Origin of the sequence: Pseudoalteromonas sp. A757 (assembly GCF_004103285.1) — a bacterium.
Classification (GTDB): domain Bacteria; phylum Pseudomonadota; class Gammaproteobacteria; order Enterobacterales; family Alteromonadaceae; genus Pseudoalteromonas; species Pseudoalteromonas galatheae.
Genome location: NZ_QNQN01000048.1, coordinates 15,971 through 32,307, shown reverse-complemented (window position 1 = coordinate 32,307; position 16,337 = coordinate 15,971). Strand labels below are relative to the sequence as shown.

16 protein-coding genes are annotated in these 16,337 nt (G+C 43.9%); 5 read left to right on the top strand and 11 right to left on the bottom strand.

Annotated features, from left to right (window positions below; genetic code table 11):
* The first annotated feature begins 165 nt into the window (after positions 1 to 165).
* The gene (locus DRB05_RS01075; RefSeq protein WP_128725295.1) at positions 166 to 1,008 is read left to right on the top strand and encodes a YegS/Rv2252/BmrU family lipid kinase; all 843 of its coding nucleotides are present in this window, start codon (positions 166 to 168) and stop codon (positions 1,006 to 1,008) included.
* 41 nt (positions 1,009 to 1,049) lie between these two features.
* Here DRB05_RS01075 and DRB05_RS01070 read toward each other — a convergent pair whose 3' ends face one another.
* The gene (locus DRB05_RS01070; protein WP_128725294.1) at positions 1,050 to 1,964 is read right to left on the bottom strand and encodes a DMT family transporter; all 915 of its coding nucleotides are present in this window, start codon (positions 1,962 to 1,964) and stop codon (positions 1,050 to 1,052) included.
* Between DRB05_RS01070 and DRB05_RS01065 the strand changes: the two genes are divergently transcribed.
* The gene (locus DRB05_RS01065) at positions 1,963 to 3,522 is read left to right on the top strand and encodes a PLP-dependent aminotransferase family protein (protein WP_128725293.1); all 1,560 of its coding nucleotides are present in this window, start codon (positions 1,963 to 1,965) and stop codon (positions 3,520 to 3,522) included. The genes DRB05_RS01070 and DRB05_RS01065 overlap by 2 nt on opposite strands.
* A 39-nt stretch (positions 3,523 to 3,561) precedes the next feature.
* Here DRB05_RS01065 and DRB05_RS01060 read toward each other — a convergent pair whose 3' ends face one another.
* On the bottom strand, positions 3,562 to 4,347 hold the full coding sequence (locus DRB05_RS01060) for a DUF2884 family protein (protein WP_128725292.1): 786 nt from the start codon (positions 4,345 to 4,347) through the stop codon (positions 3,562 to 3,564).
* Between the two features lie 287 nt (positions 4,348 to 4,634).
* Here DRB05_RS01060 and DRB05_RS01055 point away from each other — a divergent pair, with 287 nt between their 5' ends.
* The gene (locus DRB05_RS01055; RefSeq protein ID WP_010604204.1) at positions 4,635 to 4,820 is read left to right on the top strand and encodes a hypothetical protein; all 186 of its coding nucleotides are present in this window, start codon (positions 4,635 to 4,637) and stop codon (positions 4,818 to 4,820) included.
* A 192-nt stretch (positions 4,821 to 5,012) separates the two neighbouring features.
* Here DRB05_RS01055 and DRB05_RS01050 read toward each other — a convergent pair whose 3' ends face one another.
* The 3 genes from DRB05_RS01050 to DRB05_RS01040 form a co-directional block, all read right to left on the bottom strand.
* Positions 5,013 to 5,459, bottom strand: a complete 447-nt coding sequence (locus DRB05_RS01050) for a cytochrome c (protein WP_095727085.1) — start codon at positions 5,457 to 5,459, stop codon at positions 5,013 to 5,015.
* Between the two features lie 101 nt (positions 5,460 to 5,560).
* Entirely contained in the window at positions 5,561 to 6,025 is a 465-nt protein-coding gene (locus DRB05_RS01045; RefSeq protein WP_017219384.1) for a DUF2721 domain-containing protein, read from the bottom strand.
* 12 nt (positions 6,026 to 6,037) lie between these two features.
* A complete protein-coding gene (locus tag DRB05_RS01040; protein WP_128725291.1) occupies positions 6,038 to 6,550 on the bottom strand; it encodes a thioredoxin-like domain-containing protein in 513 nt (170 codons plus the stop codon).
* Between the two features lie 106 nt (positions 6,551 to 6,656).
* Here DRB05_RS01040 and DRB05_RS01035 point away from each other — a divergent pair, with 106 nt between their 5' ends.
* Entirely contained in the window at positions 6,657 to 7,085 is a 429-nt protein-coding gene (locus DRB05_RS01035; RefSeq protein WP_128725290.1) for a YqaA family protein, read from the top strand.
* Between the two features lie 39 nt (positions 7,086 to 7,124).
* Here DRB05_RS01035 and folX read toward each other — a convergent pair whose 3' ends face one another.
* From folX to DRB05_RS01005, 6 genes are all read right to left on the bottom strand, one after another.
* A complete protein-coding gene (gene folX / locus DRB05_RS01030) occupies positions 7,125 to 7,487 on the bottom strand; it encodes a dihydroneopterin triphosphate 2'-epimerase (protein WP_128725289.1) in 363 nt (120 codons plus the stop codon).
* Between the two features lie 7 nt (positions 7,488 to 7,494).
* Complete coding sequence (folE, locus tag DRB05_RS01025) at positions 7,495 to 8,049, bottom strand: GTP cyclohydrolase I FolE (protein WP_128725288.1); 555 nt, start codon at positions 8,047 to 8,049, stop codon at positions 7,495 to 7,497.
* A 6-nt stretch (positions 8,050 to 8,055) separates the two neighbouring features.
* Entirely contained in the window at positions 8,056 to 8,772 is a 717-nt protein-coding gene (gene folM / locus DRB05_RS01020; protein ID WP_128725287.1) for a dihydromonapterin reductase, read from the bottom strand.
* A gap of 74 nt (positions 8,773 to 8,846) precedes the next feature.
* Complete coding sequence (gene nadE, locus DRB05_RS01015; RefSeq protein ID WP_128725286.1) at positions 8,847 to 9,683, bottom strand: ammonia-dependent NAD(+) synthetase; 837 nt, start codon at positions 9,681 to 9,683, stop codon at positions 8,847 to 8,849.
* A gap of 60 nt (positions 9,684 to 9,743) precedes the next feature.
* On the bottom strand, positions 9,744 to 10,373 hold the full coding sequence (locus DRB05_RS01010) for a DUF480 domain-containing protein (protein WP_128725285.1): 630 nt from the start codon (positions 10,371 to 10,373) through the stop codon (positions 9,744 to 9,746).
* A 93-nt stretch (positions 10,374 to 10,466) separates the two neighbouring features.
* The gene (locus tag DRB05_RS01005) at positions 10,467 to 13,823 is read right to left on the bottom strand and encodes an ATP-binding protein (protein ID WP_128725284.1); all 3,357 of its coding nucleotides are present in this window, start codon (positions 13,821 to 13,823) and stop codon (positions 10,467 to 10,469) included.
* A 195-nt stretch (positions 13,824 to 14,018) separates the two neighbouring features.
* On the opposite strand from DRB05_RS01005, the gene DRB05_RS01000 reads away from it, so the two are divergent.
* Positions 14,019 to 16,313 carry a penicillin acylase family protein gene (locus DRB05_RS01000; RefSeq protein WP_128725283.1) on the top strand — a complete coding sequence of 765 codons (2,295 nt, stop codon included), beginning with the start codon at positions 14,019 to 14,021 and terminating at the stop codon, positions 16,311 to 16,313.
* The last annotated feature ends 24 nt before the right edge of the window (positions 16,314 to 16,337 follow it).

Here is a 16,337-nt window from a genome sequence, read left to right as displayed (position 1 = left end):
CATTTTTGTTTTAATGGCTTTTTTGAATGGTTATGCATAATTGTGATTGTCTTAACTAGGCTTTACCCCAGTTATTATAGGTGTTTGTGGTTTTTGCTTTTTATTTTTGGTTTTAGTTTTGGTTTTTTATTCATATAAGTTGAGTTTTTGTATTTAAGGGGTTTTATGCTGGTGGTAGTCAACCCTTTAGCGGGTGCTGAGGGGAAAGCGCAAATTGCATGGTTAAAGCAACAATTAAAACAACAGCAGTTGACAGCAACTTGGTTTAATACCACTGGAAACTTTGTCGCAGATAGGGAGGCAATTGCTCAAGCCGCGACGGCGGGAGCTAGCGTGGTGGTGATTGGGGGAGATGGCACTTTGCACCTAGTCGCCAATGCCATTGCTGAACGGGATAACACGCTTGCGCTGCTGCCAGCGGGTACTGGCAACGATTTTGCTCGGCAGTTTAATTATTCCAAAGTACAGTGGCGAGCAGCTGTATTTTCAGACAAGTTTACAAGTATTGATTTGGGTAAAGTGGACGGACGCTGGTTTGTCAATGTTGCTGGGATTGGCTTTAACGCGCATGTGATGAATAACCTAGGACAAACCAAACGCTTGGGAAAGTTGAGCTATACCTATGCGGGACTAATGTCGCTGTTTACTGCCAAGCTCATTCGCTATCGCAGCAAAAAATGGCCTGAGCAGGGTATGATGTTGTTACTTGCGAATGGCAAACACTTTGGGGCAGGGTTAACTCCCGCCCCAATGGCTTGTCTTGATGACGGTCAGTTAGAGCTGCTGTGGTTCACGCCGCAAACGCATTGGCAGCGAGTGATATTATTTGTCAATATGCTGCTGAAACGTCATATGGGCACGAGAAATGTGCATCACAGCCGCATTACTGAGCTTTTTATCGCACAAGAGGGGTATGACATTGAGGCGGATGGTGAGATTGTTGGGTGCACGCCTGCAACGATAACCTGTCGCCGCCGGGCGCTGTGCATAAAAAAAGCGCCATTATAAAATGGCGCTGGAAAGTAAGAAGCTAAAGCATTGGTAAGACTTCAACTTCTAACTGGGGACCGAATGGACAGCCAAGCGTAGATGCGATCTAAAGGTGTGAGTACAATCGCATTACCTAGGATGACCAAAATAAACCCAATAAAGGTGTTTTGCTGCCACTCAAAGCCTTCAAATAAGGTACTCAATGCCACGGCAACAAAAGGAAATAACACTATCAAATAACTCGCTTTCTCAGGCCCAATATTCTTGAGTAGTGAGAAATAACAACCAAAGGCAATAACGGTGCCAAACACGCTGAGGTAAATCAGAGACCACCAATATGATGCCGGCGCTTGGTTGATAAACTGATGTTCACTCAAGGCGACATAGGTTGCTAACATGACAGCGCTGTAGAGCATGCCCCAAGCATTTCCCGCCATAACATCAATTTGCTGATTGGAATTGCGTACGCTCACCATATTTCCGAGTGATGCGACCACTGTTCCTAATAAAGCTAATGATAATCCCAAGAAGGCCTCGCTTTGCAAATCAAATGCGACCAAATCGTGCCAAAACAAGCTGACTATCCCAAGCGTGCCCAATGACGCACCAAAGTAAATTCGTTTTGCAATAGGTTTGGCAAAAAATAACTTAGTATTGACAATGTTAACGACCAATAATAATGAAAACGCAATTGATGCCATCGCTGACGTTAGATGTGCCTGAGCCCAATATAAGAAGAGATAGTTGGCACCAAAATTACATAGCGCTAAGAGGATAAAAAAGCCGTGATCTTGGCGGGAAAAGCGCATTGGCACACGCTTATAGATAACAAATGCCCACATACAAATCGCGGCGAGACCAAATCGGTAAAACAGTGACACAAACTCGTTGATGCTGCCAAGTTGATATTCAATGGCAAGCCATGTTGATCCCCAAATCAACACAGTGATGGTGTAAAGAAATAGATTTTTCATGATCGGCTCTAGATTTAAACAGCAGTGGAAGTCTGTAGTTTACGCTGTTATTCTGTATAAGCTATATACAGAATTTGCTAATTTATACCTATACAGATTATTGCTTATGAGTACCGTTATTCAACGCCAACATTCCGCCTTTCTCTATCAGCAGGTGATCCAAATGATCTTGTCGATGGCAGAACAAGAGTCCATTTTACCGGGCGAAAAGCTTCCTTCATTGCGTGTTATGGCGCAAAACTTAAATGTCAGTATTCCAACGGTAAAGCAGGCCTATCAAGCACTTGAAGACCAAGGAAAAGTGGTTGCCAAAGAAAAGTCAGGCTACTTTTTATGCCAAAGAGCTTCGCACAACGACTCGCCAAAGCGTGCAAGATTACCCGCCAAACCCGTAGTGGTTAACAAGCAGGCGTTGATTGAACAAGTCTATAATGGGATCCATCAGCCACATACAATCCCTTTAGGTATCGCTAACCCCATTGCCATCGCTGGTACTGAGCAAGTACTTGCCAAAATTATGCGCCGTGTAATGAAAGAAGCTGGGAATGAGCTCATCAATTATGGTCCTATGGATGGTTTAGATAGCTTAAAAAAGCAAATCGTGCGGCGTTATTTGGATATGGGCTTAGCAATAGACATGGATGAAGTGGTGATCACCAATGGCGCGCAAGAAGCATTAGCGATTGCGTTACAAGCGGTAACTAAGCCTGGAGACGTGATAGCGATTGAATCTCCTTGTTATTTTGGCATTGTTGAACTGGCTGAAAACTTGGGACTAAAGGCCATCGAAATCCCTGTTTGTCCGGATGACGGCATTTGGCTGAGCGACCTTGAGCGTGCGCTTGAAAAACATGATATTCGAGCTTGCGTGTTTTCTACCAGTATTAGTAATCCGCTCGGTAGTTTTATGCCAGATACGAGACGTGCGCAGCTGGTGGCACTATTAGAGCAACGTGGCGTGGTGTTGATAGAAGACGATGTGTATGGCGATTTATACTTTACTGAGCAGCGTGGCATACCAGCACAAGCATTTAGTCAAAAGGGCTTAGTGATCACCTGTGCCTCATTCTCAAAAACCGCTGCACCTAGCTATCGAGTGGGCTGGATGGTTGCCAGTCAATTTAGTGCAAAAGCAAAGCGCATAAAACGTGCGTTGAGCTGCTCGTCATCTTTAATGAATCAATGGGCTCTGGCGGACTTTCTCAGCTCAGGGGGTTATGAGCGCCATTTAAAGTTGGTTCGTAAACGGTTAATTGAGAATCGAGATCGCATGATCCAAGCGGTGAATGCCGCATTTGGTAGTGAGGTAAGAGTCAGCCGCCCGCAAGGTGGTTGTGTGCTGTGGCTAGACTTAGGTAAGCATGTTGACGGAGCCTTGCTGTTCCAAAGAGCTTTGGAGTGTGGGATCAGTATTACGCCTGGTACGCTATTTAGTGCCAGCAAAAAATATCAAAATTGTATACGTATCAGTTATGGCTTGCCTTGGGGGAATTCGGTAGAGCAAGCGATTAAAACCCTGGGTGAGTTGGCCGATGCACAAAGAAAAGGGTTGGCATAACGTACCCTTAATTAAATTGTAAGTTATGCCAACGTCGGATTATTTAAATTTAAACAGTTGGTACTCTGACATGGCAGGGATAGACTTTGCGACAATGGCCTCGTTTTTCGCTATTTGTTCAAAGTCGCCACACAGTGCATCTGCTTTTTTCTCAATAGATTCTGCTTGTTGTTCGACCTTAGTTTCAATTTGCGTTGCGAAGTTTTCCATCCGTTGTTCAAAGCTGCTTATATCACCGTTTGCATCCGACATTTCGTTGCCAATTGCAACCAGTAAGCTACCTATCGATTGCATCATGGCCCCCTGTACTGCCGTTTCGATTTTTTCTTCAAACTGATTATCGAAATTTTGGCCAAACTCATCAAAAGTTTGCTTGCCCATCACGAACGCACCTTGCTGATAAAACGTATTTTGCACTTCTGTTTCGAGGTCATCGATCACTGCATGAATACTATCTAAACTGGTTAAATTAAAGGTTTGCGCTACTTCATTAAGGGCAACGCCCGCTAATTTTATGCCTTCAAAAGCAATATCAGCCACTTGTGGTAGGCGGCCTCTTAGTTCATCACCATATTGCGTGAGCATCGTTTTTTGCTGCGTATCGAGTGCAATGCGCTCGCCATTGAGTGTCAGTTCGCCAAGGTTGTTGATCTCAGCTGTTTTGTTTTTGGCTGTTGTGATCACCAAGTTATCAGGCGTGATCCTAACGTCATTCTGAAATTCTACTTCACAATTGTCACCGCTAAACGTGATGTTATTTTTTTCGTGTGCAGCGACAGTGGCTGTCATCATCGTTGCTGCTGTTAGTAGTAAAATTTTATTCATGGTCGATCCTTATTGGCTCAGTTACATGTTTTTTGTATCAAGAACAATGCCAAATATTAGTTGTATTAAGATCAATGCTTTATGTTTTTTAATTGAAAACTTATGTGCTCAAAAAGTGATGGAATTGACTAAAATATAGTTATTTTTATCAAAAAGAATTAGCAATAAAAAATTTTTATTGTAAGGATAAGAAACTCTCACTTTTCAGAATGACAATTTAGCGCTAAATAGTGATCTTGAGAGATGGCTCTCATTTTATTAATGACTATTTTATTTTGGAGTAAGTTGTGGGTAAGACATTCTCTTACGATGCGCTTGATGATGATTTTGCAGACGATGAATTTGAAAAGTTGGGTCGTAACCAACATGACAAGCAAAAGCGTAAAGTCAAAAGAAAGCTAGACGACTACTTAGAGCAAAAACGCCTACGTAGAAATCTAGGCGATGATGATTTCGACTATATTGATGATTGATCACTAGACGTCATCTACCAGTCTAGCACTGACAGTAATTCAATTTGGCTATGTGATTAAGCAGGGCTATGGGTTACTAGGTGCATTGTCTGAGTTACTGCGTTGTTGGTGTTCACTAAACAAGTGACGAAATATTCAGATAGTAAGCAGCCGCAAATATGCGGCTGTTTTGTTTTTATACGATCTGCGTTCTTAATCTTTAAATGATTTGTGGCAGTCTTTACAGCCTTTTGCCCAATCTTTAAATGCAGAAGCAATCAGTTTTTTGTCGCCAGAGTCAGCTGCAACAGCCAATGCTTGGGCATACTCGGCAAATTGTTTGGCTTTGCCATCGAACTCAGCTCTGTTTGACCAAACGGCTGGTAGAGCATCAGTATTGCCTTTGTCAGAGCCGTCAATGAATGCTTCCCAAGGCATTTGCGATAATTGCGCAGCATTGTGAGCACGTTGTTTAAATACTTCAGCATCAAATGGTACTTTGCCTTTTAGCATGTCGCCCATATTACCAATCTGGAAACGGATCAATTGAAAAGATGCTTTGCGATATTCAATCGCATCTTCAGCTGATTCAAACATGGTGTTAGCTTGCGCTGTCGCGGCAAGGCAGCTAAATAGTGTGACGGTAAGTAGTTTCTTCATAGTAAACCCCTAATATTTTTCCCTATTTTCAATGTAAATTACAAATATAATCAAATAACTGCGATTAGTGCCCTGTGACGGAGGCAGCTAGTTTTAAATAGTCAGCTCTCTATGTCTTTGAATATCATACCCCTGCGCATACTGCGGGTGGCTAAAAAGATTTCTCCAAGCAAAGAGACAAATGCGCCAATGAGCAGCACCATAGCGGCGATAAAACAAGACGATAAAGTAATGCCTAATGGCATACTGTACAAGTGTGACATGAACAGTAGCATAACCACTGCACATACAAGCAACGCACTGAGTACACTCATGCTAAATGCAACGTGAATAAAGCGAGACCGTTTTAGCAGTGCACGCATTTCTCGACTAAAGTGCATTTTTAGCTCTTCATCTTGCGTGGTATTGATCTTGCGGTCAAGTAAACGAGCTCTATCTGTGATCCGTGCTAAACGGTTTGATAGCACTCCTAAGGTCGCAGCAATACCCGTAATTAAAAATACAGGGGCAACGGCGGTTTGGATAACTTTGGCCATCGTGAGAATGCTAACGACTTCTGGATTCATATAGTTACCTCGTTAATTCCAGTTTAGTTTTGATAAAGTGTTGGGTTGCTCACCGATAAGGGTTTGCATCACTTGGTTATGCTCATCAAGCAAGATGACTCTTGGAATGCCTTTGTTGGCATACGTGTTGTAAATATCTCGATTGGGATCGGCAACAAGATGTATGGGCAATTGCATGGCTTCGTTGAATTGCTCAAGCGTAGTGTTATTTTCTTCTCGGCCGATGGCAACGATGGTTAAATCTGCTTGGATGAGTAGTTCCGATTGTTTTAGTTCGCTCAATAAACGCTGCGAATCAGAGCACCACGTCGCGAATAAAATTACGAGTTTTTTGTGTTTAGTATCGAACTGAATGGTTTGGTTTTTTATATCCGTAAATTGCAAGTGCTTGAAGATGTCACCGGTATGGATGTAGGTCTGATAGTCATCAGCTGCTTGTGGTAGCGCCTCGTTTGAGGCTTTACAGCCACTTAATCCGGAAGTGAGTACAGTACTGAGTAGTAACATTTTTATTGTTGTTTTCATGTCTATTCCTTGTTGCCGTGTCAGTGTTTTTGAAGTCTTGCACGCATTTCAGTATATTGCCCCACTTAGATGATTTCTTAAAGTCCAATTTCTTGTAGCCGTAGATATGATTTACCTTTCTTTATTTGGGCTTGCTTTTATTGCTGCAACCCTATTACCTGCGTCGTCTGAGCTAGCACTGAGTGGGCTTGTTGCGAAACAACAGGGCGAACTGGTTTGGTTATGGCTGGCCGCTACAGCGGGAAATTTACTTGGTAGCTGTATTAACTATTATCTTGGTTGGTTTATCGTTAAATGGCGGGATAGGCGCTGGTTTCCAGTTTCTCAAAAGCAGTACGATAAGGCTTGTGGGTTGTTTAATCGTTACGGTAAGTTTTCATTGCTATTTGCTTGGCTGCCCATAGTCGGTGATCCTTTAACTGTGGTCGCTGGATCTTTGCGGACCTCTTTTGGGTGGTTTTTTGTGTTAGTCGCGCTCGGTAAAGGTACCCGTTATGCTCTAGTGATCTACCTTGCTCTTCAGGTGGCTTCATAAGCTCTGAAGGCAAGGAGGGAACTACCAGTGTCAGCTCGCTTAGTTCCTGTGCCAATCAAGTGTGAGCGACACTGAGTCAGCGAAACGCAAAGCGTGTGGCTTATCTACGGTGACTTTTGCATAGGTCACGTCTTGATGTTGATGACATTCAGCGAGTATGTCAGCCACTAACTTCTCAAGTAACAAAAAGTGGCCTTCTTCTACTCGCGTGATGACCGCTTTAGTTACCGTTTTGTAATTAAGCGCATGGGCCACGTTATCATGATCTAAACATGCCGTATCAGCTGGGTAGTGAATTTCAATATTGATCACGACATCTTGCTTTTTCTCCCGCTCTTCGGGATTAAAACCAATAAAGGTACGTAATCTTAAATTTGTCACCTTGATAATGGCATTCGACATAGCGTGTTTATCCTTTCACTAACTGTAAAAACTCGTTGCGGGTTTTGGGGTCGCTTCTAAAGTTACCAAGCATGACTGACGTTCGCATGCTAGAGTTTTGTTTTTCAACTCCACGCATCATCATACACATATGTTTGGCTTCAACGATCACGCCAACGCCTTTTGCGCCAGTGACTTCCTCAACGGCCTTGGCGATTTGATGAGTTAGCTGTTCTTGGATTTGAAATCGACGGGCAAACATATCAACAATTCGGGCAAATTTAGATAAGCCAAGCACTTTACCGCTAGGTATATAAGCAATGTGGCAACGACCAACGAAAGGTAGAAGGTGGTGCTCACACATAGAGTACAATTCTATATCTTGGACCAGCACCATATCATCGGCATCCGAGCTGAATACCGCGTTATTGGTGATTTCATCCAGTGTTTGACGGTAACCCTGAGTCAGATATTCCATCGCTTTCGCTGCGCGCTTTGGTGTGTCTAATAACCCTTCGCGGTCTGCATCTTCACCCACGGCTTCAATAATCGTTTTATAACTCTGTTGTAATTTGTCTTGCATAATGCGTTACCTCAAATGGCGGCCACCGTCGATTTGTACCGTGCGTCCTGTCATATAGTTGCTAGAGAGTATCATGTCGACACTATTGATAACTTCTTTGCTACCAGGCTCAATTCCCATAATAGACTTTTTCAAAGTTTTTGCCTTGTACTCATCACTATCGTCTTGATTAAAGATGATGAGAGAAGGTGCGATGCTATTCACTTTGACTTTAGGTGCAAACTTAGCGGCAAATGACCGAGTTAAGTTATCTAATGCAGCTTTGCTAGCGGCATAGGCAATGTGTTTTGGACTGCCTTTTTCTACTACATAGTCAGTAATATGGATCACATCACTGACGTTATTGTTGGCAGTCAATAAATCGCTCAAGGCATGATTGATCAAATAAGGGACTTTAGCGTGGATCCGCATCATATTATCGAATAATGCTGAAAAATCAGGGTTGTTAGCTTCACAATCCCAGCTCGATGCATTGTGGATGATAGCACTGAGGGTGCTGGTATGAGCACGAATTTGATTGTTGAGCTGCGTGATTGCTTCTGGCTCGTCAAAATCAGCCTTGATACAAATGGCACCTAGCGATTCTAGTTCATCGATAATTTGGTGTCTGGTGCGATACGTCAGTATGACGGCTTGCTGTTTAGCGAGAAAGTGTTTCACCAAAGCAAGTCCAATGCGCTGTGCGCCACCAGTAATTAAAATAGGTGCAGCTGCTGGGCTCATAAGTTAATCACCTTGTGAATTGAGAGGTTAGGGGGCAGGATGAATAATTAACTAGTTATCTCCTGCCAACAATACTATTGTTCGTCGTATACCGTAGGAATTGGTTGACGCTTGTGTTGTGTACGCTGATAGATGGCAATAAGTTTGTCGCTCACTTCGCTACTAACGGGCTTACCTTCAAGAAAGTCATCAATATTGTCATAGCTTAGTCCCAGCGCTTCTTCGTCAGAAAGGCCTGGGCGGTCGCACTCAAGATCGGCTGTTGGCACTTTATGTACTAATCCAGCAGGTGCTCCGAGAAAAGCAGCTAGTGCGCGAACTTGGCGCTTTGACAAGCCAAATAAGGGCGCTAAGTCGCAGGCGCCGTCACCAAACTTGGTGTAAAAGCCGGTGATGTTTTCAGCGCTATGATCGGTGCCGACCACTAAACCACGAGTCAGGCCAGCGATTTCATACTGCGCAACCATGCGCTGGCGTGCTTTTACATTTCCTTTAATAAAATCCACGCTGGCTTGTGAAGGCAGTGATATGCTTCCACCCGCCATAGCAGCGAGCGCCTGCTCGTGCATGGCATCAGCTGCAGGTTTGATATTGACTGTTAAGCGCTGACTAGGTTGGATAAACTCAAGTGCTAGTTGAGCTTCATCTTCATCAGCTTGAACACCATACGGCAAGCGCATAGCAATAAATTTATAAGCCCCGGTATCATGTTCAGCATTAAGCTCATCAATAGCTAGCTGGCATAGACGGCCGCAGGTTGAAGAGTCAACCCCTCCGCTTATGCCGAGCACAAGGGTGAAGCAGCCAGAGGCTTGTAATCGTGCTTTTAAAAATGAGACACGTCGTTTGACTTCAAATTCTGGGTCAATAATTGGCTGAACTTTCATTTCGGCCATGATTGCTTCACGCATACTGGTTCCTCAATACTATCGGGGCGACAAACCTCTATTATGTTGGTGCTGACGCGCTTTTTAAAGCCCTAAATGTGCTTTGATGGTGGCGAGTTCTTGCTTTAATTGTTCAATTTCTGCAATCAAGCTTTCGATTTCACTGTCATTTTGTGTGCCTGCTAAAGATTCTGCTGAGGTGACTGCAGGTTCAACTACTTGATCGCCAAACAAATGTTGATATCGACTTTCTCGTTTTCCAGGCTCTCTGGCGAGCTTAACCACATAATCATGTTCTTGCATCGCACTTAATGTTGATTCAACATCTTGTACGGAACTAAATTCTGCGAGACGGTTGCTGCGGGTGCGCAGTTCACCGGGGGTTTGTGGGCCACGCAATAACAATAAACAGATAATCGCTTTTTGTTTTGCGTTGACTTTAAGGTGACCAAAATCACTGTTACAAAAACGCTGACTATACTTGTCGACGCGACCTGACAGTGCCTCGTCACAGGTAATTAAGCGTTTTTCTTGTAGGCGGGTCAGTGTGTCTAGTACGTCATTTTGAGAGAGTTCCATCACCGGCTCGCGATTCGATTTTTGATTGCACGCATTGGTAAGGCCGTTGAGTGACATTGGATATTGTTCTGGGGTGGTGACTTGCTTTTCGATTAAGCTACCCAGTACACGTTGCTCTTGAGTATCTAATTGCATCACTTTCCTTATTTTTTGTTGCTAATGAGATGAATAACATCATCTTGATAGTAGCAATATAATACCAATCTTAGCTGTAGCAAAGCGCATGAACTAACTTTGTTGGACTGTAGGCGAAGGCGTCTGAGTTGTTTGCTGTGGTTTTATTTGTAGAAGTTTGGCTTTTAGTGCTTCAAAGTCAATGGGTTTGGTGAGATAGTCATCCATACCTGCATCAAGGCATTTCTCTCTGTCTCCTTGCATCGCATTGGCGGTTAGCGCTACGATCACGCTATGCTGATGGGTTTTTCCAGCAACACCTTGGCGGATTTGCTGTGCTGCTTGATAACCATCCATCACTGGCATCTGGCAATCCATTAAAATCACATCATAAGATTTGCTAGTTGATTGTAAGTGTGCAAGTGCTAACTCCCCATTTTCTTGACAGACCACTTTGGCGCCTAGACGCTCTAACATCGTCATCGCAACGGTTTGGTTTATCCGGTTGTCTTCTACCAATAAGATTGAGCATTCTAACAGGGGGTTAGTGCCGCTTGATGAGTCAGTTTTGGCGTATTTCGGCTTGTCTGGATCTTGATAATCAGAGTTGAAAACCTGAAGCGCTGCATGAGGTGTAATGGGGTAGTATATCTGCTCACAAGAGGAGAATAACGAGAGCGTTTCGCGACTTTGCTGTTCAAAGGCAATCACATGAACGATTTGTTGTTGTGCTAGCTGGGTTTTGAGAGCTTGTTGCATCTTACGCGGCGCAGCATCGAGTAACTTAGCATCCAAAATAACAGCAAGATGTGAGGATGGTTGTTGTAGTTGTGTCATGAGCATATCAAGTTGCTGCATGTGTAAACACGTAATATGCCAAGGCTTCAGTAGTTTACTGTAGTCTTCGTCGGTATCGGTTAAGATATATAGTGTTGAATTGTCTGATTTCTCATGCACGGTAATAGGCTTAGCTTCTGTCAAAAGCACATTGCAGGAAAACGTGCTGCCAACGTGTTCCTTACTAAATGCTTGTAGGTCGCCACCGAGCAATTGCGATAACTGCTTTGCAATGGTGAGACCAAGCCCTGTGCCACCATATTGCCGAGTAGTTGATAAATCAGCTTGGGTAAATGAATCAAACACTTTATTGAGCTTATCCTTTGAAATGCCAATACCGGTATCTTCCACACTGCACCATAGCCAAGTTTGATCGCCCGCTTGTTCGGTATGACAACTTAATGTCACCGAACCATCATGGGTGAATTTAATCGCATTGCTTAACAAGTTATTGAGAATTTGTTTGAGGCGGTTGGGATCCGTTTGCGCGGACTGGATTTTCATACCAGATAAATCGATATGTAGTCGGTTATTGTTGGTATCTGCGGCGTTTACAAACCCTGACAACATACTACTTAGCATCTCGATAAGATCGAACTCGACAAACTCTATCGTTAGTTTACCAGCCTCGATTTTTGAGAAGTCGAGAATATCATTAATGATGGTGAGCAAAGATTTCGCTGAGCCATGCGCCAAAGATAGCTGGTGGTGTTGAGTCGGAGTGAGCTGTGAGTGCATGACGAGCTCAACCATACCCATCACACCATTGAGGGGGGTGCGTATTTCATGACTCATGCTAGCTAAAAACTCAGCTTTCATTTTTGCAGATTGCTCTGCTAAGTCTTTGTCAATGATGGCTTGATTTTTTGCCTTTTGATGTACCTTATTAATAAATAAGCTACCTAACATCGCGGCAATAGATTTTATTAAACGGATATCGCTTTGGCCCCAAGCAGGGCTCACGACGTCATACTCGGCACAGAGTACGCCTAGGTTTTGATTCTTATGGCTGATTGGACAACAGAGCATTGCTTTAATTTCAAAAGGTTCAAGATAAGTTGTGGTCAGAGCCATCGTTGCTGGATGGGTTTTTGCTTGCTCAGCTGCGATTAATTGGCCTTTTTCGATTTCACTAAAGAACTCAGACGCTATCGCTTTTCGCCAAGGGGGAAAATGTTCAAGACTATCTGCGGTTGCATGCGAAAAACACACGGGTATTAAGAAGTTTTTATCATCGTTAAACTGCCAAATACTAACTCTATTGACCTCAGCTCCTTTTTTACAAGCGTCTGCGCATAGTGATAAGGCCTGATTTAGGTGGTTATTTAAAATGGCTTCATGTGAGCTCAAATAAGCAAGCAGCTCATTGTTTTTGGCAAACTTATCGTGTTCTATCTCCATCATCTTTCGTTTATGAATATTTTGAATCGAACCAAAAATGTGGGTAGTGCGTTTGCCACGGCGAATAGCGCGCGCTTTCACCAACACCCAAAGTTTACGAATATCGTGCGTCTGGATGATAAATTCTTCTTCAAACTCATGGCCTGTTTTTATCAAGTCATCCACACAGTCTTGCAAACGCTTTCTGTGCAAACCGGCTTTAAAAAATTCAGTAGTGTTCATCCAAGTAGGTTGAAACTGTCTTGGTACGCAAAAAATATTACGGGTGACGTCTGACCAAATAATATCTCGGGTTTTGATGTTGATTTCCCAAGCACCAACTTCAGCAAGCATACCCATATTGGTAAGCGACAGCGCATTGCGCTGGAGTTGCGATAGGAGTTGATTTATAAAGATAAATGCGCCAACAACGATAATAATAAGTGCGATGATGGCGAGGCGAAAAGGCCACACTGCGGTTGCTTCTGGATGCCAGCCTATACGAGGCACCGCATAAAGCTCCCACTCACCTGAGGGGACGTTAACCTTAAAAGAGATAGGCGCGAGCGCATGAATATCGGGATTGCCGTAAAAATAATCTCCCTCTCGGCCTTTGCCATCGACGCCTTGAATTGCAATGAGATATTGACTTTCAAGAGCAGTAAAGTTCGCTTGTTGATAGAGGTTATCCATATCGAGTACAACAGAGAGCAGTCCCCAGAACTGAGTTTTTTCAGTGTAGACAGGAACTCTAGCAATTAACCCTGTGCCACCCTGAATCAATTCTAGAGGTCCTGCCATCACGATTTCACGACTCTCTTTGGCGAGTAACGCACCGTATTTTTGTGTGGGATGAGTTTGATAGTCTAGGCCTACGGCTTTTTCATTGCCTTTCAAAGGGTAGATGTAATCGAGCCGCATACCTGGCGCCGCCCCGATGTTTCGCAGAATTTGACTGCTGTCGAAAAGTGGTCTCGCGAGCTGTTCGAAGCGAGCTTGAGATAGCTCTGACTGATCTGAAAGTGCAATACCTAACCCTCTGACCAATTGAACATTTTTTGCCAAAATTCCTTCCATTTTGGTACGGTAGACATTTACTTCCTCAGTTGAGCGGCTCTTTTCTATCGCGATTAAGCGGCGATAGTTTACTTGATCAACATACCATGCCACCGCGATGATCACGACTAGCAACAGCCAGAAGCTATATTTTACAAAGCGAAATTTAAGTGGTGATGTTGATAGTTCAGAGATCATGGTGCTTCTGTGTTTAAGATGATGACTTAACTATAGTTCAGTCCTCACAAAGCGAAATCTAATTGACTAAAATAAAACGCTTTAACCTGATTGCCTTATATCTGTGACACAGTCGAGAATATTGGTTTATTGGCTGATGACATGATATATCTTCTAGACATAAATTAGCGCTGAATACATTGTGAAAGGATAGCCATGCTTACTTGGATTAAACGAATTGTTGTTGTACTGCTGTTACTCGTATTATTAGGGACTGCCACTATCTATGGTCTGCTAGCTTTGAGTTTACCTGCGCTTGATGGAAAAGGAAGTGCTACCACGATAGATAGTACCGTGACGATCGCGCGAGATGCGATAGGGCAAGCGGTGGTGTCGGCGGACTCGCGAGCGGATGCATCTTATGGCTTGGGTTTTGCGCATGGTCAAGATCGCTTTTTTCAAATGGATTTATTGCGCCGTAATGCGGCAGGTGAGTTGAGTGAGTTGTTCGGCTCAGCAGCAATAAATCTTGATGAAAGCATGCGATTTCATCAGTTTAGGAAGCGGGCAAAGCTTATTGTGATGTCTTTACCGGAATCATATCAACTAATGCTTGAACGTTACACGCAAGGCGTAAATGATGGTCGGGCGCAGTCTGGATTTACTAGCTTTGAGTATTTGTTACTTGGAACTACGCCAAAACCTTGGCTGCCAGAGGATAGTTTGCTGGTTATTTTCAGTATGTATTTAGATCTACAAACGGCAAACTTTGAACGCGATGAAGCCTTGATAGCTCTTAAGCAGCAGTACGGTCAAGGTATGCTCGATTTCATTTTGCAGCCCAGTCACCATCAAGCTGCGTTGGATGGCAGTGTAATAACCGCACCAACTGCTGCAATTCCGGTTATCGAGCCTCAGCTGGCACAACATCAACCCTCGCATATTGAAGATATACCACTTTATGGTAGTAATAACTGGGCGGTAACTGGTGCGCTAACGAAAACGGGAGCAGCAATGTTATCGGACGATATGCATTTGGGCTTAACCGTGCCATCAATTTGGTATCGCGCACAGCTAAACTATCAGGAGCGAGGCAAAGAGGTACAAGTAACAGGTGTGTCTTTACCTGGTGCACCTGCTATTGTTGTTGGTAGCAATCATCACATCGCATGGGGGTTTACGAATGGCTATTTAGATGTTGCCGATTGGGTTGAACTTAATAGCGACACCAAAACACAGCAGATTGCTGAAGAGATTATGTTACCCAGCGGTGAGGTGCATACCTATCAGTTGGAAATGAGTGCCTTTGGCCCAGTAAAACAGGTAGGTGATAAAAAGTTCGCGCTCAGCTGGGTTGCGCACCAGCCTTATGCAGTCAATTTAGAGCTTTTACAGTTTGAGCTGTTTTCTGAAGTTGGAGAAGCGACTGCGCACGCAAAAAATGTTGGCATTCCAGTCCAAAATTTGGTGGTAGTCGATAGTCAAGGTAGTGCTGCGTGGACGCCGATAGGTGCTATTCCCGCTCGCAAGTTTGCTCGTGACACTGCGCTGAAGCAGGAAGAATATGAATCTGCTTGGCAAAACAACGAGCGCATTCGCCCGGTGGTACAAAACCCAGAAAGCGGTAAGTTATGGACTGCAAACGCTCGAGTTGTGTCTACCGAAGATAATCAACGCTTTGGGGATGGAGGCTACGCACCGGGAGCGCGTGCAGTACAGATCCGGGACGGTTTGATAAGTAAACAAGTGTTCAGTGAAGCCGATTTTTATCAGTTACAATTGGATAACCAAGCAAAGTTTTTAACGCCGTGGCATGAGCGCTTAGTCAAGTTATTGCAAACGCAAGACTCAACGTCTTTTGAAAAAGACTTAAGGCTACTTAAAGATTGGCAGGGTTGCGCTTGCGCAGATTCGGTTGGCTACACTTTAGTGAAAGCCTATCGTAATGCGTTGATAGACACTCTATATGCGCCGTTAGAGCAATATTTACAAACGCAGAGCTTGTCGCTGAAATCTGTTAAAGGTTATTTCGAACCAGGCCTTTGGCAGCTGTTAACTGAGCAGCCAAATAGCTGGCTTGGCGCGCATAGCAGCTGGAATGAACTCGAGCTGGCAGCATATCAACTCGCTAAGCAAAAACTCAGCGAGCGCTACGGCAGTAATATGGCGGCTTGGCGTTGGGGTGATGTGAACGCACTCAAAGTGCAGCACCCGTTCTCCAAACAAATGCCAATGCTCAGTGGGTTATTGGATATGCCAACTACGCAGGCCTTTGGTGATACCTTTATGCCAGCGGTGCAAGGTAAAGCATTTGGTGCGTCACAGCGTTTTATTGCTCAGCCTGGTCACTTAGAAAATGCGATTCTGACGGTTGCTGGTGGCCAAAGTGGACATCCGTTATCGCCATTTTATCGTACTGGGTTTAATGACTATGCCGAAGGGGGAGATACTCCTCTGTTACCAAGCAAAATAACCCATCAGATAGTTATCACACCTAATTCCTCTAAGTAAAATAAATTTATAGAATGTATGAGG

What these genes read in the sequence shown, in the direction of transcription:
- folX (WP_128725289.1), bottom strand. Translation starts at nt 7,487, where the DNA reads ATGTCGAATGCCATTATCAAGGTGACAAATTTAAGATTACGTACCTTT.
- DRB05_RS01065 (WP_128725293.1), top strand. Translation starts at nt 1,963, where the DNA reads ATGATCGGCTCTAGATTTAAACAGCAGTGGAAGTCTGTAGTTTACGCT.
- DRB05_RS01075 (WP_128725295.1), top strand. Translation starts at nt 166, where the DNA reads ATGCTGGTGGTAGTCAACCCTTTAGCGGGTGCTGAGGGGAAAGCGCAA.
- DRB05_RS01040 (WP_128725291.1), bottom strand. Translation starts at nt 6,550, where the DNA reads ATGAAAACAACAATAAAAATGTTACTACTCAGTACTGTACTCACTTCC.
- DRB05_RS01035 (WP_128725290.1), top strand. Translation starts at nt 6,657, where the DNA reads ATGATTTACCTTTCTTTATTTGGGCTTGCTTTTATTGCTGCAACCCTA.
- DRB05_RS01045 (WP_017219384.1), bottom strand. Translation starts at nt 6,025, where the DNA reads ATGAATCCAGAAGTCGTTAGCATTCTCACGATGGCCAAAGTTATCCAA.
- DRB05_RS01010 (WP_128725285.1), bottom strand. Translation starts at nt 10,373, where the DNA reads ATGCAATTAGATACTCAAGAGCAACGTGTACTGGGTAGCTTAATCGAA.
- DRB05_RS01005 (WP_128725284.1), bottom strand. Translation starts at nt 13,823, where the DNA reads ATGATCTCTGAACTATCAACATCACCACTTAAATTTCGCTTTGTAAAA.
- folE (WP_128725288.1), bottom strand. Translation starts at nt 8,049, where the DNA reads ATGCAAGACAAATTACAACAGAGTTATAAAACGATTATTGAAGCCGTG.
- DRB05_RS01060 (WP_128725292.1), bottom strand. Translation starts at nt 4,347, where the DNA reads ATGAATAAAATTTTACTACTAACAGCAGCAACGATGATGACAGCCACT.
- folM (WP_128725287.1), bottom strand. Translation starts at nt 8,772, where the DNA reads ATGAGCCCAGCAGCTGCACCTATTTTAATTACTGGTGGCGCACAGCGC.
- DRB05_RS01050 (WP_095727085.1), bottom strand. Translation starts at nt 5,459, where the DNA reads ATGAAGAAACTACTTACCGTCACACTATTTAGCTGCCTTGCCGCGACA.
- DRB05_RS01070 (WP_128725294.1), bottom strand. Translation starts at nt 1,964, where the DNA reads ATGAAAAATCTATTTCTTTACACCATCACTGTGTTGATTTGGGGATCA.
- DRB05_RS01000 (WP_128725283.1), top strand. Translation starts at nt 14,019, where the DNA reads ATGCTTACTTGGATTAAACGAATTGTTGTTGTACTGCTGTTACTCGTA.
- nadE (WP_128725286.1), bottom strand. Translation starts at nt 9,683, where the DNA reads ATGCGTGAAGCAATCATGGCCGAAATGAAAGTTCAGCCAATTATTGAC.